Annotated in this window: 18 protein-coding genes and 1 pseudogene; 11 read left to right on the top strand and 8 right to left on the bottom strand. The window is 57.6% G+C overall.

The features are described 5' to 3' along the window. Positions 1-159 precede the first annotated feature (159 nt). Complete coding sequence (locus ABLU50_RS19225; RefSeq protein ID WP_004153693.1) at positions 160-450, bottom strand: PerC family transcriptional regulator; 291 nt, start codon at positions 448-450, stop codon at positions 160-162. 311 nt (positions 451-761) lie between these two features. Further along, complete coding sequence (locus ABLU50_RS19220; RefSeq protein ID WP_004206400.1) at positions 762-1,328, bottom strand: LuxR family transcriptional regulator; 567 nt, start codon at positions 1,326-1,328, stop codon at positions 762-764. 633 nt (positions 1,329-1,961) lie between these two features. Between ABLU50_RS19220 and pgaA the strand changes: the two genes are divergently transcribed. The 4 genes from pgaA to pgaD are packed head-to-tail and all read left to right on the top strand — an operon-like array spanning position 1,962 to position 8,203. After that, positions 1,962-4,409: a poly-beta-1,6 N-acetyl-D-glucosamine export porin PgaA gene (gene pgaA / locus ABLU50_RS19215; RefSeq protein ID WP_165453812.1), complete on the top strand. Its 2,448-nt coding sequence runs from the start codon at positions 1,962-1,964 to the stop codon at positions 4,407-4,409. Positions 4,410-4,417: 8 nt separating this feature from the next. Further along, positions 4,418-6,433, top strand: coding sequence for a poly-beta-1,6-N-acetyl-D-glucosamine N-deacetylase PgaB (gene pgaB / locus ABLU50_RS19210; RefSeq protein WP_057216668.1), 2,016 nt, complete (start codon positions 4,418-4,420; stop codon positions 6,431-6,433). Then, a complete protein-coding gene (gene pgaC / locus ABLU50_RS19205; protein WP_017900080.1) occupies positions 6,426-7,757 on the top strand; it encodes a poly-beta-1,6-N-acetyl-D-glucosamine synthase in 1,332 nt (443 codons plus the stop codon). The genes pgaB and pgaC overlap by 8 nt, the downstream gene beginning before the upstream one ends. Continuing rightward, positions 7,754-8,203 carry a poly-beta-1,6-N-acetyl-D-glucosamine biosynthesis protein PgaD gene (gene pgaD / locus ABLU50_RS19200; RefSeq protein ID WP_087832244.1) on the top strand — a complete coding sequence of 150 codons (450 nt, stop codon included), beginning with the start codon at positions 7,754-7,756 and terminating at the stop codon, positions 8,201-8,203. Before pgaC ends, pgaD begins: the two co-directional genes overlap by 4 nt. Before the next feature lie 47 nt (positions 8,204-8,250). On the opposite strand, the gene ABLU50_RS19195 is transcribed toward pgaD, so the two are convergent. Beyond that, positions 8,251-9,036: a DsbA family protein gene (locus tag ABLU50_RS19195; RefSeq protein WP_004206394.1), complete on the bottom strand. Its 786-nt coding sequence runs from the start codon at positions 9,034-9,036 to the stop codon at positions 8,251-8,253. Between the two features lie 225 nt (positions 9,037-9,261). Here ABLU50_RS19195 and ABLU50_RS19190 point away from each other — a divergent pair, with 225 nt between their 5' ends. The 3 genes from ABLU50_RS19190 to cbpM all read left to right on the top strand — a co-directional run bounded on the left by ABLU50_RS19190 (position 9,262) and on the right by cbpM (position 11,313). After that, positions 9,262-9,945 (top strand): TerC family protein, encoded by a 684-nt coding sequence (locus tag ABLU50_RS19190; RefSeq protein ID WP_004206393.1) that lies wholly within the window; start codon positions 9,262-9,264, stop codon positions 9,943-9,945. Between the two features lie 145 nt (positions 9,946-10,090). Beyond that, positions 10,091-11,008 carry a curved DNA-binding protein gene (gene cbpA, locus ABLU50_RS19185; protein WP_004206392.1) on the top strand — a complete coding sequence of 306 codons (918 nt, stop codon included), beginning with the start codon at positions 10,091-10,093 and terminating at the stop codon, positions 11,006-11,008. Beyond that, a complete protein-coding gene (gene cbpM / locus ABLU50_RS19180; protein WP_087832243.1) occupies positions 11,008-11,313 on the top strand; it encodes a chaperone modulator CbpM in 306 nt (101 codons plus the stop codon). Before cbpA ends, cbpM begins: the two co-directional genes overlap by 1 nt. 139 nt (positions 11,314-11,452) lie before the next feature. Here cbpM and ABLU50_RS19175 read toward each other — a convergent pair whose 3' ends face one another. The 4 genes from ABLU50_RS19175 to ABLU50_RS19160 form a co-directional block, all read right to left on the bottom strand. Beyond that, positions 11,453-11,800 (bottom strand): plasmid partitioning/stability family protein, encoded by a 348-nt coding sequence (locus tag ABLU50_RS19175; RefSeq protein WP_087832242.1) that lies wholly within the window; start codon positions 11,798-11,800, stop codon positions 11,453-11,455. 9 nt (positions 11,801-11,809) lie between these two features. Further along, positions 11,810-12,766 carry a plasmid segregation protein ParM domain-containing protein gene (gene parM, locus ABLU50_RS19170; RefSeq protein ID WP_004146678.1) on the bottom strand — a complete coding sequence of 319 codons (957 nt, stop codon included), beginning with the start codon at positions 12,764-12,766 and terminating at the stop codon, positions 11,810-11,812. A 275-nt stretch (positions 12,767-13,041) separates the two neighbouring features. Continuing rightward, positions 13,042-14,457 (bottom strand): melibiose:sodium transporter MelB, encoded by a 1,416-nt coding sequence (gene melB, locus ABLU50_RS19165; protein ID WP_087832241.1) that lies wholly within the window; start codon positions 14,455-14,457, stop codon positions 13,042-13,044. Between the two features lie 93 nt (positions 14,458-14,550). Then, positions 14,551-15,903, bottom strand: a complete 1,353-nt coding sequence (locus tag ABLU50_RS19160) for an alpha-glucosidase/alpha-galactosidase (RefSeq protein ID WP_023319525.1) — start codon at positions 15,901-15,903, stop codon at positions 14,551-14,553. A 239-nt stretch (positions 15,904-16,142) separates the two neighbouring features. Here ABLU50_RS19160 and melR point away from each other — a divergent pair, with 239 nt between their 5' ends. Next, positions 16,143-17,081 carry a transcriptional regulator MelR gene (gene melR / locus ABLU50_RS19155; protein ID WP_023319524.1) on the top strand — a complete coding sequence of 313 codons (939 nt, stop codon included), beginning with the start codon at positions 16,143-16,145 and terminating at the stop codon, positions 17,079-17,081. Positions 17,082-17,131: 50 nt separating this feature from the next. On the opposite strand, the gene proP is transcribed toward melR, so the two are convergent. Beyond that, the gene (gene proP / locus ABLU50_RS19150) at positions 17,132-18,634 is read right to left on the bottom strand and encodes a glycine betaine/L-proline transporter ProP (protein ID WP_004206383.1); all 1,503 of its coding nucleotides are present in this window, start codon (positions 18,632-18,634) and stop codon (positions 17,132-17,134) included. 187 nt (positions 18,635-18,821) lie between these two features. On the opposite strand from proP, the pseudogene ABLU50_RS19145 reads away from it, so the two are divergent. The 3 genes and pseudogenes from ABLU50_RS19145 (at position 18,822) to yjdN (ending at position 20,177) form a co-directional block, all read left to right on the top strand. After that, a pseudogene (locus ABLU50_RS19145) lies at positions 18,822-19,091 on the top strand (hypothetical protein). A gap of 87 nt (positions 19,092-19,178) precedes the next feature. Then, entirely contained in the window at positions 19,179-19,514 is a 336-nt protein-coding gene (locus tag ABLU50_RS19140) for a zinc ribbon domain-containing protein YjdM (RefSeq protein WP_004206382.1), read from the top strand. Between the two features lie 228 nt (positions 19,515-19,742). Continuing rightward, positions 19,743-20,177 carry a VOC family metalloprotein YjdN gene (yjdN, locus tag ABLU50_RS19135; RefSeq protein WP_004206380.1) on the top strand — a complete coding sequence of 145 codons (435 nt, stop codon included), beginning with the start codon at positions 19,743-19,745 and terminating at the stop codon, positions 20,175-20,177. The last annotated feature ends 132 nt before the right edge of the window (positions 20,178-20,309 follow it).

Genomic DNA, 20,309 nt, shown 5'->3' with positions numbered 1-20,309 from the left:
ACCCGTAGGCCGGATAAGGCATTTATGCCGCCATCCGGCACAACCGCGGGTACGGAGTCTGATGCATATCGCCCGGCGGCGCTGCGCTTGCGTGGGCCTACGGACAATGAAACGCCTGCGCAAACGCAGGCCGTCAGGCAAACGCAATAAAGAAAGGTATTATTCGGCGGCGGTTTTCCCTTTGCCGGGTAGTCTGAACGCTTCGCCATAAGGCTTAGCAATGCCCATGCGATATTGCGTCTCTTTAGCCGCCTGGTGGAGATCGGCAAACTCCTCTTTCGGCGCCGGCGGACGTTGCGCCTTTTTCAGACACTGATTGCGATGGTGACGGATCCACTCTCGGTCCTCATCGTCCAGACAACGCTGCATCACCTCAATCCATCTGGATGCCGCCCGACGGTAGAGCCCGCAGGCTTCTAACCGCTCCGCAATACTGTCCCTTATTCTCATCCACCTCGCTCCTCTGATGCTTTCACGATATCTCATGGTATTCCGACGCGTAAGCCGGAATACCATGGTAGTGTTAATTTATGACAAAACTATTCCTCTGCGGCGCAAGGAATATATTCATTATAATAATCGCTGTGCATAGCAAACCGCCATGGCGGTAATTACTTCCAAAGAGCTCCGGAATTATATGCCGGGCGCCACCCTGGATACCGACCGGTATCGACGGTTGTACCTATCAATATCTATTTAATTTATTACATTTCCATCATTACATACCTTGCGATATCACCCATTTCCTGTACAACCAGCCCTCATGGCGATCGACCGGACTGGTCCAGCAGTTTATTTTTGAAGATAAATAAGCAGGCTTCATTAAAATTATCTAACCCCAGTCGTTCATAAAGTGCGGTCCGCTTGCGGTAAAGGCTTTTTAGCGAAGTATTAAGATTCAACGCCACCTCCTCCATTGTCATCCCCGCCCCAAGAAAACGCAGCATCAGCTGCTCTGTCATACTTAAGCGCAGATTGTCGAACCACTCTTTGGTCAGCCGATTACTCTTCATCTCCAGGAAAAGCCCAAATAAGGTCGCCATATCGGCGGGTGATAATGACATGTTTAAAAACGATTTCAGGCTGAGTAAATGCTCTTCCCGATGGCGCATATCGAGGACAATACAGCATATTCGCTTTCTGGATTGTGCCGCCTCCATCACCAGATAATCGTAATGACAAAGCGGCGAACGGCTATCAACCAGCAGAGAGAGTTCATCAACCTCATTATCTAAAATCGCTTTTCCGCTAGAATCTAACTGAATGATATCAGGGAAGAAATTCTTAACACCTTGAAAAAGATAGTGATCCTGGGTAACTAATATCATTGAATTTGCCACAAGTCGTCCCTTTAACATTTAATCAACAAATTCTCGTCAACCAGACATTATCCTTGCCCCTGTGGATCGCTCCGCATGGCGGTAAAAATAACGAGATCTGTGATTTATCATTAGCGCGGCATCTGAATCTGGCTGTGAAAAACCTCCCAGGGTTCGGACAGAAAATAAACGGATTAATTATAAATAAAAAAATCCCACAGAAAAGATGCTTTTTTTGCTATTAAGAATTTTTGTCAGAAATCATCTTAAATATCTATATAAAATCTTTCCCCTCACAGCAATATAAGCCACCAGGAAAATTTGAAACAAAATTCCAGCCAGCTTCATTTTTTATTTATTTCAGTAAGTTAAAGACATTGACTTCAACATGGCGATTCGAATTAAACCATTTTTACAGATTTATCTTAAAACTCAGCTCGTCATTTAACCATATTTATCCGCCGCGGTATCGGGTATAAATTATCCATTCAATTATCCACAGGAGATAGGTTTATTAGTTTGCAATAAGTCATTCACCCGCAGTGCCAGTCAGCTAAATGGGACCATCCTCATCCTTTAACTCACCGTCAAAGGACGGTCGTGTTGTGCAATGGATTCTTGATGAACATATGGCAAATAGAAATGGAAAGATCACCTTATTCAAATACGTTATTGTTTAATCGCAACACGAAACTCTCGCTATCAATCGGCGTGCTTTTGCTCTTCCCGACGCTGGTTCAGGGAGCGGACTCGCTCTATGACCAGCAGATCCTGCAAGCGCGTCAGGGCCAGTACGCCCCCTTTCTCTCATATCTTCAGCAGTACCAGCTACGGCATGCGTTAACCCCTTCTCAGGTAGCCGACTGGCTGCAGGTAGCCCTCTGGGCCGGCCAGGACGATGAGGTCGTGAAAATCTGGCGACGCTATCAGGTCTATATGCCGCTTCCCGCACGGGGCACCGCCGCCGCCGCGCAGGCTTTGCGCAACCAGAAACAGTGGCAAGCCTCGCTCCTCCTCTGGCAGCAGGCTCTCAGCCAGTCCCCTGACAGTGACGACTATCGTATCGGCTATATCAAGACGCTGGCCGATGCCCGCAAGGACGGCGAGGCGCTCAGCGAAGCGCGTCGCCTGGTGGCGGAGCAGGCGAGCGTGGCTCACCTGCAGACCCTCTCTTATGTCTACCTGCGGCTTGGCAAAAGCTGGGACCAGCTGCTGGTGGACACGCAGATCCTCGATCGCGAACCGCAGAACAAAGCCGCGCTGGCCAGCCTGATGGCGACCCTGACCCGCAACCGGATCGACTCCCCCGCCCTCGGCCTCGCGAATAGCGTCGAACTGACGCCCGCGGAAAAGCGCAACCTGCAGCTGAACGCCGCCGCCGAGCTGGTGCGCCTTGCCGATACGCCTTCCCGTGAAGAAAATGCGCGTTACGCACTGGCCCGCACGGCGCTGGCGCAATACGACGCGATGATCGCCGCCTGGCGTCCCGACCCGCAGGCCGCCCCGGACATCACCCGGGCGCGCATTGACCGTCTGGGCGCGCTGTACGCCAACGCTGACTACGCGCAGATCATCCGCGAATACCAAAGCCTGCTCGCGCAGCAGCAGGTGGTTCCCGACTGGGCCATCGGCTGGGTCATCTCCTCTTATATCGCCCTTAAGCAGATTGAGCCTGCGTTGACGCTCATTCATCAGCATCCCTCGTGGTTGACGAGCCAACAGAATGAAGAACATGAGCTTTTCTACGCCCTGCTGGACACCGCTCAGTACCCGGCGGCGCAACGGTATGTCGCCCGCCTCACCCGGAATGCACCCTATATCCGTCATCTCTACGGCTCGCCGACGCCCCAGCCGAACGACGACTGGCTCACCGCGCAGACGCTTAACGTGCACTATCTTTCCGCCACCAACGCCCTGCCGCAGGCCGAAGCCCGCATGCAGCGCCTGGCGGCGACGGCCCCCGGCAACCAGGGGCTGCAGATCGACTATGCCGCCGTGCTGCAGGACAGAGGGCTGCCGCGGGCTGCCGAACGCCAGTTGAAAGCGGCGGAAGCCCTGGAGCCCGCCAGCCTGCAGCTGGAGCGCCAGCAGGCCTGGGTCGCTCTCGATCTGCAGGAGTGGCGGCAGATGGATCTGCTGACCGACGACGTTATCGCCCGCTCGCCACGGGATCTGAATACCCAACGCCTGGCCAAAGCCCGCGAAATCCATCATTTCTCCGAGCTGCGCCTGAGCGTCGGCAAAGGGCTGCATTCCGACAACCCGGTGAGCGGTACCCACGACCTCAGTTTTGAGACGGCGATCTACAGCCCGCCGATAGCCGACAGCTGGCGGTTGTTTGGCGGCCACCGCTTTGCCAAAGGCAATTTTGAAGAGGGGAAAGGCAGCCGTCGCCAGCTGTTCGCCGGTATTGAATGGCGCCCGCGCGACGCCTGGGGAGAACTTGAACTCTCCAGCGTCAATTTTCACGGCGAGAATAAGCCCGGCGTCCGCCTTTCCGCCGCGCACGACGTCAACGATCGCTGGCAGCTGGGCGGCGAACTGGAGCGGATTTCGCAGCAGACGCCGCTGCGCGCGTTACGCAACGGCGTCAGCGCCAACCGCGGCGAAGGCTGGCTGCGATGGTATCAAAACGAGCGCCGGGAGTACCGCGTCAGCGTGGCCGCCAGCCGCTTTACCGACCATAACCGTCGTCAGGAGTACACCCTCTCTGGTAAAGAGCGCCTCTGGCAGACGCCGTGGTTAACGCTGGATCTGCAGCCCGGTCTGGCGGCCAGCGCCAATAGCCGCACTAACACCGCGTATTACAGTCCGGCCCGCGACCTCGCGGCCACCGCAGCGCTGACCGTCGATCACACGCTTTACCAGCGGTATGACACCGTCTGGAGTCAGCAGCTGCTCGCCGGCGGCGGCAGCTACTGGCAAAAAAATCACGCCGCCGGCGCGATAACGACGCTGGGCTACGGCCAGCGCCTGCGCTGGAACAACCTCGTCGACGCCGGGGTGATGCTGAACTGGGACAAACGCCCCTACGACGGTAAACGTGAAAACAACCTCGCCATCACTGTTGATGCAAACATACGGTTTTAAGGATGACCATGCTGAACACGACCCTGCGCAACGGCCTGATGCTTCTCGGCTGGCTGTGCCTTATCTTCAGCGTGCGTGCTGAGGAGGTCCCCTTCCTCGCCCCGCAGCAACGACCCCAGCTGGAGGCCAATAACCCCTGGCCGGCGGATCGCTTTCTGGTGCTGGCCTATCATGACGTCGAAGACGACGCCGCCGACCAGCGTTATCTTTCGGTGCGGACCAGTGCGCTTAATGAGCAGATCGCCTGGTTGCTGCATCACGGCTACCATGCCGTGAGCGTTCAGGACATTCTGGACGCGCATCATGGCCTTAAGTCACTTCCGCCTAAGGCTTTTCTTCTCAGCTTCGACGATGGCTATAGCAGTTTTTATACCCGCGTCTGGCCGCTGCTTAAAGCCTGGAACGTTCCGGCGCTGTGGGCGCCGGTGGGCAGCTGGGTGGACACCCCCGCCAACCAGCCCGTTAATTTTGGCGGCCTGATGACGCCGCGCGATCGCTTCGCCACCTGGGAGATGGTGCGCGAGCTCAGCCGCTCGCCGCTGGTGGAGATCGGCGCGCACACCTGGGCCTCGCATTACGGCCTGCCGGCCAATCCGCAAGGCAGCCGCGAGCCCGCCGCCGCCAACCGCGGCTGGGATAAAACCACCGGCCGCTATGAAAGCGACGCGCAGTTTACCCGGCGAATGACCGATGACGTGCAGAAAGTAACGGCGAAAATCCACGACGTCGCGGGGAAAGCGCCGCGCGCCTGGGTGTGGCCCTACGGCGCCGCCAGCGGCAGCACCCTGGCCATCGCCAAACAGCAGGGGTATCAGCTGGCGTTTACGCTGAACGACGGCCTGGGCAACGTGAAGGATCTGGACAATATTCCGCGCATGCTGATCGCCGGTAACCCGTCGATCAAGGCCTTTGCCAATGCAGTGACGCAGATTCAGGAAGCCGATCCTGTTCGGGTGATGCATGTCGATCTGGACTATGTCTATGACCCCAATCCCGTCCAGCAGGCAAAGAATATCGATAAGCTGATACAGCGCGTCTATGACATGAAAATCAGCCACGTCTTTCTGCAGGCCTTCTCCGACCCGCAGGGCGACGGCACGATCAAGTCGCTCTATTTCCCCAACCGCTGGCTGCCGATGCGCGCCGACCTGTTTAACTTCGTCTCCTGGCAGCTGCAGACCCGCGGCGGGGTGAAGGTTTATGCCTGGATGCCGGTGCTGGCCTTCGATCTCTCGTCCGATCTGCCGCGCGTTCAGCGCTGGGATCCGCAAACCGGGAAGGCGTTGCTTGCCCGTCAGCCCTATGTTCGCCTGTCGCCCTGGGATCCGCGGGTTCGCCAGCAGATCACCGACATCTATGAGGATCTGGCCCGACACGCCAGCTTCAGCGGGATTCTGTTCCACGACGACGCCGTGCTGACCGATTTTGAAGACGTGAGCCCGGAGGCGGTCGCCGCCTGGCGGCAGAGTGGCCTGGCGCGCGATGCCGGCCCGGTGCCCCAGCGTCCGCAGGAGCGTGAAGCATGGATGCGTTTCAAAAGCCAAACCCTGACCCGCTTCACTCTGCAGCTGCGCCAGGCGGTGCAGGCCATCCGCGGCCCGCAGGTGAAAACGGCGCGTAATCTCTTCGCCCTGCCGATCCTGGAGCCGCAGAGCGAAGCCTGGTTTGCGCAAAATCTGGATGACTTCCTTGCCGCCTATGACTGGACGGTGCCCATGGCGATGCCGCTGATGGAGTCCGTACCGATCGACGCCAGCCAGGCCTGGCTGACGCGGCTGGTGCAGACCGTCGCCCGCCACCCGGGCGCGCTGAAGAAAACCATCTTTGAGCTACAGGCCAGAGACTGGAGCCGACGCCAGCACAACGCCATTCCTGACCAACAGCTGGCGGACTGGATGCGTTTGCTGCGGCTAAACGGCGTCAAAAACTACGGCTACTACCCAGACGATTTCATTAACAATCAGCCTGATATCTCCCGTATCAGACCGCAATTCTCTTCCTGGTGGTACCCTGACCATGACTGATCGCATTATCGCATTGTGCATTTTATGCCTCGTATTCGGGCTACCGTTAGGCGTCGCAGCGGTATTTACCGGCGAGCTTATCCTCGACTTTGTCTTTTTCTGGCCGCTGTTTATGTCGGTGCTATGGATCACCGGGGGTCTGTACTTCTGGTTTCAGCTGGAGCGCCACTGGCCGTGGGGCGAGGATACCCCGCCGCCGACGCTGCCGGGCAATCCGCTGATCTCGATACTGATCCCCTGCTTTAACGAGGAGAAAAACGCCCGGGAGACCATCAGCGCAGCGCTGGCCCAGCGTTACGCCAATCTCGAAGTGATCGCGATTAACGACGGCTCTTCCGACAACACCGCCCAGGTGCTGCAGCAGCTGGCGCAGGAGGAGCCGAGGCTGCGGGTGATCCACCTGGCCGCCAATCAGGGAAAAGCGGTGGCGCTCAAAGCGGGCGCCGCCGCCGCCCGCGGCGATTTGCTGGTCTGCATCGATGGCGACGCCCTGCTGGACCGGGATACCGCGGCCTGGCTGGTCGCCCCGCTGATCCACTACCCGCACGTCGGGGCGGTCACCGGCAACCCGCGGATCCGCACCCGATCCACGCTGATCGGCCGCATTCAGGTCGGGGAGTTCTCGTCAATCATTGGGCTTATCAAGCGGACGCAGCGGATCTATGGCCGGGTCTTTACCGTCTCTGGCGTGATCGCCGCCTTCCGGCGCCAGGCGCTGGCGGACGTCGGCTACTGGAGCCCGGATATGATCACTGAAGATATTGATATCAGCTGGAAGCTTCAGCTCCGCCACTGGGACATCTTTTTCGAGCCGCGGGCGCTGTGCTGGATCCTGATGCCAGAGACCCTCAAAGGGTTATGGAAGCAGCGTCTGCGCTGGGCCCAGGGCGGGGCCGAAGTCTTTCTGGTCAACCTGCGCCGTCTGTTTCACTGGCAGCATCATCGGATGTGGCCGCTGTTTCTGGAGTATGCCTGCTCCACGCTGTGGGCCTTTGCCTACGCGGTCACCATCCTGCTGTTTATCCTCAGCCGCCTGATGCCATTGCCGGACAACCTGACCGTGCACAGTCTGTTTCCGCCTGAGTTCACCGGCATGCTGCTCGGCCTGATGTGCCTGCTGCAGTTCGTCGCCAGCCTGTATATCGAACGGCGCTATGAGAAAAAGGTGGCCAAATCCCTGTTCTGGGTGATCTGGTTCCCGATGGTTTACTGGATGATCGGCCTGCTGACCACGCTGGTCGCTTTTCCGAAAGTGATGTTGAAACGTCAACGTTCCCGCGCGCGCTGGGTGAGCCCGGACCGGGGAAAAGGAAGCCTGCGATGAATGAAAATACGCTCATCTTAACCGAACACCGCGTGCTGCCCCGGCTGGTGGACGCCGGCTTAACGCTGCTGGCCTGGCTCGGTTTTCTGTTCTTTCTTTACGCCAATTTGCTGATGCAGTTCATCGCGCCGCCCTCCCCGCGCTGGTCGTCGCTGATGGACTCCCTGAGTACGGCGCTGGTGTATTTATTGCTTGCCGCGCTGAACGGCTGGCTGTTGATCCTCTGGTATCACTATAACCGACGCCGCGCCCACACCCGGCGTCACACCGCGGTGCTTACTCTGCGGGATGAGGAGCTGGCCAGCAGCTTTAACGTCGCCCCGCAGATCATCTCCGAGATGAGTCGCTATAATTTGCTGACCGTTTACCACGATCACATTGGCCAGATTATTGATTTAAAAAGCCACGCGCTGCCGCCGCCGCACGAGGAGAGGGATCATGAATGATAGCAGAGCCGCCCTCGGCGGCCCTGACCGGGTAACGCCGCCGCCGATCAGCCGCCGGCTTTTTTAATCGCGGCTTCGAGCGAGGCTTTATCCGCCAGTCCCGGGAAGACGGTGATGCTGGCTTCCGTGGCGCCGGTGGTCGGCATCACGATCACGCCCGGCGTGCCGCTAAGACCAATCTCCTGCGCCAGGTCGTTAATGCTCTGCAGTACCGGTTCGACGTCGCTGGCCTTCTTCGCATCAAAGCCGGCTTTCTTCGCCTGCTGCTGGATATCCGCCGTCGTCAGCTTGCCTTCGTTATGTCCGGTGGCGTAGATCCCGTTATGGTAGGTCAGATAGGCATCCGCCCCTTTCTGCTGATAGATCTGCAGGCCGGTTTTCGCTGCTTCCAGCGAGCTTTCCCAGCGGCCGCCAAAGATAGGCCATTCTTTAAAAGCGAAGCGGGTCTGCGGATGCGCTTTAATTACCTGTTCCATCACCGGCGCCAGCCGGCTGCAGTAGACGCACTGGTAGTCAAAGAACTCAATCACCGTGACTTTGCCGTTGGCCGGGCCGTAAGTCGGGGTATTTTTATCCTGGGTCAGCAAGGCGGCATTCTTCAGCACCGCCTGGGTAGCCGCGCTGGCCTGTTGCTCAGCCTGAATTTGCTGCAGTTTCTGGCTTGCCTGCAGGAGAACTTCCGGGTGGGCGACCAGGTAATCGGCGGCGATTTTGCCGATTTGCGCCTCCTGTTCCGGGGTGAAGGTCGCCGGCGCGTCAGCGGCAGAGGCCATCGCCGGCAGTAAAACAGCGCTCAGCAGGGCGACAGAGAGGTATTTCTTGTGGCCAGACATAGTGGGGATCCTTGCGATAAGTGAACGGCAGGTGTGTCTGTATGACAAAATATCACCCTTTTTCGCCGAAGCCTTGCCCGACGGCGCGTTGATTCGTAACTTTATTTTTCAGGCTCAGGTTCCACGCGCGTCGGCGCGGGCCGGCGCCAGCGGTCAACGTTCACCGGGCGGAGTCCCCTGCGCAGCGGCTTTTCGTGGTATTTATTTCAGGTGGTTTCTCTCAATATGTATGCGTTTCTTCAACAATGGGACATGGCGGTGATTATGCTGCAGATTGTCGCCATCGACTTACTGCTGGGCGGCGATAACGCCGTGGTGATCGCCATGGCCTGTCGCAAACTGCCGCCGCAAAAACGCACCAAAGCGATCGTCATCGGCACCGTAGGAGCCATCCTGGCGCGCATCCTGCTGCTGGCGATCGCCCTGTATCTCCTGTCGCTGCCGTGGCTGAAAATAGTCGGCGCGTTGCTCCTGCTGTGGATTGGCATCAAGCTGGTCAGTGATGAGGAGGACGAGAGCGAGGTTGCCAGCTCAGGCAGCCTGTGGCGCACCGCAATCACCATCACCGTAGCGGATGTGATCATGTCGCTGGATAACGTGCTGGCGGTGGCTGCCGCAGGCAAAGGACACATTGCGCTGGTCGCCCTCGGCGTGGCGATCAGCATCCCGGTTATCGTCGCCGGCAGCAAACTGGTGCTGGCCCTGCTCACCCGCTTTCCCGCGGTGGTGCTGCTGGGCGGGATGCTCATCGGCTGGATTGCCGGCTCAATGCTGGTCAGCGACCCTACCCTCCGCCAGCTGTTTCCCACTGCCGGCGAGGGCATGGCGCGCCTGGCCGGCGCCATCGGCGCGCTGCTGGTGCTGTTCGCAGGCTGGCGCCGTCGTCAGCGGCCGCAGGCGAAAGACTAGCCTTGCCCAGGACGCCGTTGACCCCGACGGCGTCAAGTTTCCGCCACTTTTCTTCCCCTTCAGGGCGCATTTGCCCTACGCTTTATACAGACGCCTGATCCAGGGAATATGTAACCACCGCACTGAGCATAGATGAGATAACAGCATGGAATTGAAGGATTATTATGCCATTCTCGGGGTGCAACCAACCGACGATCTGAAAACCATCAAGACCGCCTACCGCCGCCTGGCGCGCAAGTACCACCCCGACGTCAGTAAAGAAAACGATGCCGAAGCCAAATTTAAGGATCTCGCCGAAGCCTGGGAAGTCCTGAAAGATGAGCAACGGCGCGCGGAATACGATCAGCTCTGGCAGCATCGCAACGATCCCGGGTTCGGTCGCCAGCAGCAGACCCACGAGCAGAGCTACAGCCAGCAGGATTTCGACGACATCTTCTCCTCCATGTTTGGCCAGCAGGCGCATCAGCGTCGCCGCCAGCACGCGGCGCGCGGCCACGACCTGGAGATCGAGGTCGCGGTGTTCCTTGAAGAGACGCTGGCCGAGCAAACCCGCACCATCAGCTATAACCTGCCGGTGTATAACGTGTTCGGCATGATTGAAAGCGAAACGCCGAAGACGCTGAATGTGAAGATCCCCGCCGGGGTAGTCGATGGTCAGCGTATCCGCCTGAAAGGCCAGGGGACGCCGGGCGAAAACGGCGGCCCGAACGGCGATCTGTGGCTGGTGATCCACATCGCCCCGCACCCGCTGTTCGACATCGTGGGACATAACCTGGAGATCGTCCTGCCGCTGGCGCCGTGGGAGGCCGCGCTGGGCGCCAAAGTCACGGTGCCCACCCTGAAAGAGAGCATTCTGCTGACGGTGCCGCCGGGTAGCCAGGCAGGGCAGCGCCTGCGCATCAAGGGCAAAGGGCTGGTGAGCAAAACCCACACCGGCGATTTGTTCGCCGTTATTAAAATTGTGATGCCACCAAAACCAGATGAAAAAGCGCGTGAGATCTGGCAACAGCTGGCGACCGCCGAAGCCAGCTTCGATCCGCGTAAGACATGGGGGAAAGCCTGATGGCTACAGTAACAGTGACGTTTACCATTACCGAATTGTGCCTGCGTACCGGGGTGTCGGAAGAGGAGCTGACGGAGATTGTCGGCTTAGGCATGATTGAACCGCACCAGCCGCAGGCGAACACCTGGCTGTTCGACGACAGCGCGGTGACGATTGTCCATCGCGCGGTGCGCCTGCGTAACGAGCTGGAGCTGGACTGGCCGGGGATCGCGGTAGCGCTGACCCTGCTGGATGAGAACGCGCGGCTGACCCGCGAAAATCGCCTGCTGCAGCAGCGCCTGGCCCGCTTTCTCACCCACGGATAGGGGCGACATCCCGCCTGGCGGCGTTCCGTCTTCGCGCCGGGTGGCGGCTACGCCTGACCCGGCCTACAAATGATACCGGACCCACCCTTTGCACTGGATTTGTAGGCCCGCGCAAGCGCAGCGCCGCCGGGGAAAACGCTTAATCCGGCAGCGAACCGGCGAGGTTGCGCGCCGAAACGCTCTCGCTCACCGGCGCGGGCGGCTCCGGCGCCTTAGCCGGGGCGGAAGAGGCCGGCTGGATCTCAAGGAACGAGGCCAGCATCTTGCGCAGCGTTTCCGGTTTAGTGTCTTCCGCCAGCAGCGCCGCCAGCATCGACGGCAAGCGGCTATCGACTTCCCCTAACGCCAGCCCCGCCAGCAGCGCCGTGCGCGACATATCGCCGCGGTCGCCGCGGTGGTGGGCCTCAATTTTTGCGTCCGCGAAGCGCTCGCTGGCGCTGATATCCGGGCGCAGGTAAATCAGCACTTTTCTGCGATCCAGAGTCATAGACGCTCCTTAGCCAATAATTTTCAGACCACGCACCAGGGCGAACTGCGGCTCTTCAGCCACCACGAAACGGTCCTCACGCAGGCCCATACGTTCACGAATGGCATCGGCCACCAGCGGCGCGCCGCCGCCAATCACGATGGCATGCGAGTAGCCTTTAAAGCTATCGATAGCCGTCAGGACGCGGGTGGTCAGACGTTCGATGCTGTTATTGATCACCTTCTTCACCTCAGAAACCGCATCCGGATCGTTAATGTTATCGGTCAGATACTCTTCGTCGTGGCGATTGATAATGATCTGGTCGACGTTATAGCTTGAGGTATCGGTGTTAGCCCGCGCCAGCGCCAGCTTAACGGCGTCGGTCACCAGCGATACGCCCAGCTTCGGATCGCCGTAAATGCGCGAAACCGAGGTCATCTGCCCGGCTACCATCGAGATATCGAGCGTGGTGCCGCCGAGGTCGATAATCAACACCGAATGGGAGGGCTTGAGTTCATCACACAGGCTAATGCCCGCTGGAATCGATTCCGGGCGCACGGTGACTTTTGTGATGTTGAAGACCACGCCTTTATTCAGCTTAACGTCGCGCAGCAAGCTCTTTTTCTTGCGCTCAATGTTGTCGAGGCGATATTGCGCATCCTCGTCATAAAATTCAGTCAGCGGCAGCGTCACGACGATTTCGACGTCCTGCGGCTCAAGACCGCTGGTCAGCAGCGCGTGATGGACAGCGATGGAGTTCAACGGGCTGTACTGCCAGTCAATATTATTGGTCGGGAGCGCATCGGGGGTGATCAGGTCGAATGAGTACTTTTCATCATCCACGGTGTAGTTAAAAGGCTTCCCGGAACCGAAGGTGGCAGACCAGCCGCGTTTAAAACTGTTGGGGCTGATATGGGTGAAAGTTTCGCCATCTTGCTCCCACAGCATTTTGATATTGGTTGAACCATCATCGATAAAAATGCGCATCGCATTGCTCCATCACTGAGACAAATAAGAGAAAAATGTAACACCCAACAAGCGTAGCAAGAGTTAAAAAGCAGCGCAAGAGCACGAAAAAGAGACAATTCTGAGTTTTATTTGAGAACAAATGGAGCCAATAGCAACTCCGTGCGCATAAAAAGAGACCATTTTGAGATAAATTAGAGAAATACGTTTTTCTCTTTTTGCCCGTTTTCGACGCTCATTTTTGTCAAAAAAGAGAGCATCCCTCCCCTCTTTCGTCAGCGGTTTTTGAACGCTTTTTACACCTGGTTGGGTACCACAATGGGCCGTTCCGGCTCAGGCACATTTTCCGGTACCCGGCGATATTTATCCAGCAGGTGAATCTGAATACGACGCAGCATATCGCCGTTGAGCTTGTAATAGCGGAAATAGAGCAACAGCGTCAGGGCAAAAAAGAGCGTCGGCAGCGCAATCATAATCGCCTGCATCCCCAGCAGCGTCTGGGACGACTGGGCCACATTCGGCACGTAACCGATGATACCGAGCACGATGGCGATAAACCAGGCCGCGAACGCCGAGCCCGCTTTCACCACCAGCGTCTGCACCGAATAGGCGATACTTTCGCAGCGGATGTTCATCGTATATTCGCCGTAGTCGACGGTATCGGCCACCATAATAACCTGCAGCACCCAGAACAGCGCGGTACCGATATTCAACAGCACCCCAGCCAGCGAAATAAGCGCGATGTTATAGACCCCGCTCAGCGCCATCAGCAACAGCACGCCACAGCCCAGCACCGGCATGATCGAGGCTCCCGCCCACAGAATACGTCGCGACAGCCCTTTCACCAGCCGCGGAAACAGCACTAAGGTCAGCAGGTTCGCCGCGCCGGCGTAGGACATGTAATACGGGAACATCTCTGCGCTGCCAATCACGTAGGTAAAGTAGTAAATCGCAAAGCCAGCGATAATATTTGCCGCCGTGTTATAAGCCAGCGCCATGCCCAACAGGCAGGCCAGCTGATCGTTTTTATAGATCAGCGCCACCATCTGGCGCAGTGAGAGATGGCTGGCATCCTCGCTCACGCCGCTATCCGAGGAGTAAACCTCGTGGACGTTGCGCAGAGTGACGAGGGTGGAAACCACGAAGAAGGCGATCAACACCAGGGTGAACATCTGGAAACCGAAACCGCGGTCGGCGCCGCCCACGGCGCTGACAAACGGCAGCGTGACGCCGGCAGTAACGAATCCCGCCAGGCTGGCGAAAAAGCGTGGATAGGGCACCAGCTGTTCACGTTCGCGCTTATCGAGGGTAATAGTCGGCACCAGCGACCAGAACGGCACATCCATGATGGTGTAGGTGAACCCCCACAGCAGGTAGGTTAGCCACACCCATGCCAGTAACGCCCCGCCGGAGAAGTAATGGGCGCTGAACAGCATATACAGCACCACCGAGTTGGTTATCGTGCCGATCAGGATCCACGGTTTGAATTTTCCCCATCGCGATCGCGTACAATTCACGATCCACCCCATGATCGGATCGGCTATCGCATCGAGGATCCGCGCCACCAGAAACAGGGTGCCGACCACCCCAACCGACAGTCCAACAATATCGGTGTAGTAATACATCAGGTACATGTAGACGATACCGATAGCGAAATCTTTACCAAAGGCACCAAATCCGTAGCTGAGCTTTGTTGTCATTGAAATACTCATAGGGTACAGGTCGCTGTCACCAGCGCCTCCTTCAGTGTTTGATAGAGCAGGTAGGGCGCCGCCGGGATCGTTGCCCCCGGCGGCATGAGAAGATTAACGATGCAGCCAGGCCGGCAGCCAGTCGCCGTGGCTGGCGATCAGATCGTCCACCAGCGCGTAGATCTCTTCGATCCCCAACACCGCGGCGGTGTGCGGATCCATCATCGTGGCGTAATAGACGTAATCGCGATTTTCGGTGAGGATCGCCTCCGTAAGCAGCGTCTGCACGTTGATATTGGTCTGCATCAGCGCCGCCAGATGCGCCGGCAGCGCGCCCACTTTGGTCGGCTGAATGCCGTTGGCGTCCACCAGGCAAGCCACTTCCACGCAGCAGCCCTGCGGCAGGTTGTCGATAAGGCCGTCATTGCGCACGTTGCCATACACCACGCTTGGCTCGCCGGTCCAGATGGCGTTCATGATGGTGCTGGCATACTCGCGGGATGGCTTCACCTCGATGCGCTCGCCGCGCTGATAGCTCTCCAGCTCCTGATGCCAGTTGGCCAGTTGCTCGACGCAGCGTTTCGGGTATTCATCCAGCGGCACTTTATAACGGGCGATGAGGTCCTCGCGGCCCGGCTTGATAAACCATGGCGTGTATTCGGCAAAATGCTCCGACGACTCGGTCACAAAGTAGCCGAGCTTTTTGAACATCTCATAGCGGACGATGTTTTCGCAGCGCGGGTTGCCGTGCAGGTTAGGCTTCGGCGCCCGCCCGTCGGCGTAGGCCTGCAGCAGGTCGGGATAGATACTGACGTAGCTGCCGTCGGCGAGCTTTTTCTCCAGCGACAGATAGAACGCCATATGGTTGATCCCGGCGCAGCGGTAGCGTAAATCCGCCGGATCGAGGTCAAGATCGCGAGCCAGTTCTTCCGCCGTTCCCTGCACCGAGTGGCACAGGCCAACCTGTTTAATATGCGGGTAGCGGGCGTACATAGCCCAGGTGTTCATCGCCATTGGGTTGACGTAGTTAAGCAGGGTGGCGTCCGGGCAGACCTCGGTCATGTCGTCGCAGATGGCCCACAGGTGCGGTATGGTGCGCAGGGCGCGCATAATGCCCCCCGGGCCCAGCGTATCGGCGATGGTCTGCTCCAGGCCATGGCGTTTACAGACCTCAAAATCGGTGACGGTGCAGGGCTCATAGCCGCCAATCTGGAAGGCGACCACAACGAAATCAGCGCCCTGCAGGGCGGTTTTGCGATCGCGATGGCAGCTGATTTCGCCCTTCGCGCCGACGGAATCCATCAGCTTGCGCACCACGGTATGCGACTCTTCCAGTCGGGTGTCATCGATATCCATCAGCGCGACATGCGCCGATTTCAGCGCCGGGCGCTGGAAAACATCACCGAGAATATTTTTAACGAACACCGTCGAACCGGCGCCGATAAAGGTAATTTTTGGGGCGGTCATTACGCTCTCTCCATCTGGTCATTGAACCCTTGCAGAGTGGCACGCCGTTCAGCGTTGCGCTGCCCTGTTCCCACCGGAGCATTCCCGAAAGCTCAGATCGGCCATTAAGCGCCACAAAATCTGAGTATTCGGGAACAGATTGCGCAAAAAGGAGAGAAAATGGGCCGATTCTTCCGCTAAGCTGTGGTCAGTTCTGGCGAAAAATGCAGCCACTCTGACAATTCAGGAATACGCTAACGATGGAACACCGCTTCACCTCCCTGCCCCCCGATCCCTTTATGTGCAGCAGCGATGAAAAGCAGAGCCGCAGCCCGCTGGCGCTCTACTCTGAGTATCAGCGTATGGATATCGAGCTGCGTCCGCCGCACGCCATGCCCACCAGCCACTGGCACGGCCAGGTGGAGGTCAACGTGCCGTTCGATGGCGATGTGGAGTATTTGATCAATAACGAAGTGGTGCGCATTGAGAAAGGCTATATCACCCTGTTCTGGGCCTGTACGCCGCATCAGTTGACCCGCCCGGGGGAGTGCCAGCAGATGGCGATCTTTAACCTGCCGATGCATCTGTTTCTCTCGTGGCCGCTGGACCGGGAGCTGATCAACCACGTGACCCACGGGATGGTGATTAAATCCCTCGCCGCCCAGCAGCTGAGCGCCTTCGAGGTGCGCCGCTGGCAGCAGGAGCTGAACCACGACAATGAACAGATTCGCCAGCTGGCGATCGATGAAATCGCCCTGATGCTGAAGCGGCTGAGCCTCGCCGGCTGGCAGCCGATTCTGGTTAACAAAACCTCGCGCACCCATAAGAATAGCGTCTCGCGCCATGCGCAGTTTTATGTCAGCCAGATGCTGGAGTTTATCGCCGCCCACTACGACCAGGCGCTGACCGTCAATGCCGTCGCCGAGCACGTTAAGCTCAACCCGAACTATGCGATGGGGGTGTTCCAGAGAGTGATGCAGCAAACCATGAAGCAGTACATTACCGCCATGCGCATCAATCATGTGCGGGCGCTGCTGAGCGATACCGACAAGACCATCCTGGATATTGCCCTCACCGCCGGTTTCCGCTCCAGCAGTCGCTTCTACAGCACCTTCACCCGCTACGTGGGAATGCCGCCGCAGCAGTACCGTAAACTCAGCCAACAGCGTCGTCACGGTCTGGCCCTGCCGGAGGCATAAAAAATGCCGCCGGGGTTTCCCCAGGCGGCATGGTTTATCGTGAAAAACGGTTAGTCGTTGATACGCGGATGCTGCTGCACCAGTCGCGACCGTTTTGCCTGCAGATCGGCAATCTCCTGATCGATATCTTCGATTTTTTGTTCGATGTTATCGTAGTGCTCGCCAAGGATTTCTTTCGCTTCCTGGATGTCCGATGCCGCCGGGGTCGCTCCTTTCAGCGGACGGTTAGCGGTCTCTTTCATCGACAGGCCCGTGGCCATACCCACCATGGCGATCACCATCAGGTAGTACGCCGGCATCATCAGGTTCTGCGTGGTTTCCACCAGCCACGCCGCCAGGGTTGGCGTCAGACCGGCAATCAGCACCGAGATGTTAAAGGCGCTGGCCAGGGCGCTGAAGCGGATATGCGTCGGGAACATCGCCGGCAGCGAGGAGGCCATCACCCCGATAAAGCAGTTCAGCACCACCGCCAGCAGCAGCAGGCCGGCGAAGATCAGGCCAATCACGTTGCTGTTGATCATAATGAAGGCCGGGATCGACAGGGCAAACAGCGCCACGCTACCAATCAGGATAAACGGACGGCGGCCGAAACGGTCGCTGAGCATACCGATAACCGGCTGTACAAACAGCATCCCGACCATGATAGCGATGATGATCAGCACCCCATGGTCTTCCGAGTAGTGCAGGTTATGCGACAGGTAGCTCGGCATGTAGGTTAGCAGCATGTAATAGGTCACGTTGGTGGAAATCACCAGACCGATACAGGTCAGCAGGCTGCGCCAGTGCTTCGTGGCAATCTCTTTAAAGGAGACCTTCGGCCCGTCCTGCAGACCTTCTCGGTCGCCCTGCTCCATGGTGTCCACATGCTGCTGGAACGCCGGGGTCTCTTCCAGCGCATGGCGCAGATAGAGGCCGATGATGCCTAACGGCAGCGCCAGGAAGAACGGGATACGCCAACCCCACTCAAGGAAGTTCTGTTCCCCCACTACGCTGGAGATCAGGACCACCACGCCTGCCCCCATCACAAACCCGGCGATGGAGCCAAAGTCCAGCCAGCTGCCCATAAACCCGCGTTTACGGTCAGGGGAGTATTCCGCGACGAAGATCGATGCCCCGGTATATTCACCACCGACCGAGAAGCCCTGCGCCATTTTACACAGCAGCAGCAGGATCGGCGCCCAGATACCTATCGTGGCATACGAAGGAATAAGGCCGATACAGAAAGTACTTATCGACATAATCACGATAGTTATCGCGAGAATTTTCTGCCGACCATATTTATCGCCCAGCATCCCGAAGAACAGGCCGCCTAACGGACGAATTAAAAATGGAACGGAAAAGGTGCCGAGTGCGGCAATCATCTGCACGCTTGGGTTGGCATCGGGGAAGAAGACTTTACCTAAGGCGTAGGCCACAAAGCCGTAGACGCCGAAATCGAACCACTCCATCGCGTTGCCCAGGGAGGCCGCGGTGATCGCCTTTTTCAGTTTACCATCGTCGATGATGGTCACATCCTTAAGGGTGATGGGCTTTATTTTTTTCCTTTTAAGCATATTTTTCCTCTGCTACTCCGCCTTGAGTGCACGCCTCTTCGCCGAATGGCAAAGCCATTCGCATCGTGCGTCAGGAGCGGTGAATTGCTGTGCTCCTCATTTCAAGCGTAGCAGGTTTGCCTGCACTGTCTGCTGACAGAATGTACAACCGAACCTGTTGACGCCTGCTCTGGCTACTGGTGAATAAATAGAGCGGCTCATCGTGATAATTGATGAAATTGACCTGCTCCCCTTTTTTACCCTAACAGTGTTTATATCTGCGATCAACTTCACATAAATTTACCGCCTAATTACAGAGTGTCGAAAAATAAATAAGTTCATTTCCTGCCGATCGCCCGGAAATTATTTCGTCGATTTTGCTCCACCTCGGGCGGTTAATTTCAGCGTTTATTCGCTTCTTCCCGGAATAACACCACGGCTATTTTTTAGCAAAAAAACACCCGACAAAAGTGGGTGATTGCGCTATAATCACACCTACTTTCGGCTCTCAGCCACTATTTAAAGGACCAACGTCCTGTTTTTCGACGACATCACGAGGAACGTCATGCAACTGCCACACTGCCCAAAATGCGATTCGACTTACACTTATGAAGACAACGGCATGTACATCTGCCCGGAATGCGCCCATGAGTGGAACCCTGCCGAAGCCACGGAAGAAACCGACGTTCTGATCGTTAAAGATGCCAACGGCAATTTACTGGCCGATGGCGACAGCGTCACGGTAGTGAAGGATCTGAAGGTTAAAGGCAGCTCTTCGATGCTGAAAATCGGCACCAAAGTGAAGAATATCCGCCTGGTCGAAGGCGATCACAATATTGACTGCAAAATTGACGGTTTTGGCCCGATGAAGCTGAAATCTGAATTCGTCAAAAAGAACTGATTTATTTCCGGGCAGGCGACGCGATTATTTTCCCCTATCGCCGTCGCCGCTCCCGATATCCTGACGGTCCCTCGCCTCCCTGCGTATCCGGTTATTTATCCGGCCAGCCGCCGCTATTTATGCTGCCCCCTGCAGCGGTATTCCCACCCCCATTTTCGCGCTGCCGTCTGGCTCAATCCCGCTGCGGGCGACTACGCTTTACGGGTTACGGTCACTGAGGTATTCACCATGTCCTTAAGTCCCTACCTTGCCTTTGCGGGCAACTGCGCCGAGGCGATCGCTTTCTATCAGCAGACGCTGGGCGCGGAGCTGATGTTTAAAATGACCTTTGGCGAAATGCCGCCTTCGGCGCAGGAAGCCTCTGACGGCTGCCCGTCTGGCCAGAAGATGGCGAATGACGCCATCGCCCACGCCAGCCTGCGCATCGGCAACGGCGAGCTGATGCTAAGCGACAGCGCCTTCGGGCCCGATGTACACTACGCCGGCTTCACCCTCGTCCTCGATCCCAGGGATGTCGCTGAAGGTCAGCGCTGGTTCGAAGCGCTGGCGGTCGGCGGACGCATTGAGATGGCCTGGCAGGAAACCTTCTGGGCCCACGGCTTCGGCAAAGTCGTGGATCGCTTTGGCGTTCCCTGGATGATCAACGTGGTCAAACAAGGCTGACCCCGCCAGGGCGGCCTGGCCGCCCTGTCATCCGTCTGGCATTAACTCTTCATCCTTTGGTCATCGTCACTTAACCGAAATGCAACATAAACCGGTCAGGATCGGCCCACAACGCGAGGAAGCTCCTCGCCT

It is taken from the genome of Klebsiella sp. GG_Kp173, assembly GCF_040062415.1.
Taxonomy (GTDB): Bacteria; Pseudomonadota; Gammaproteobacteria; order Enterobacterales; family Enterobacteriaceae; genus Klebsiella; species Klebsiella quasipneumoniae.
This window is presented reverse-complemented; position numbering and strand designations above follow the sequence as displayed.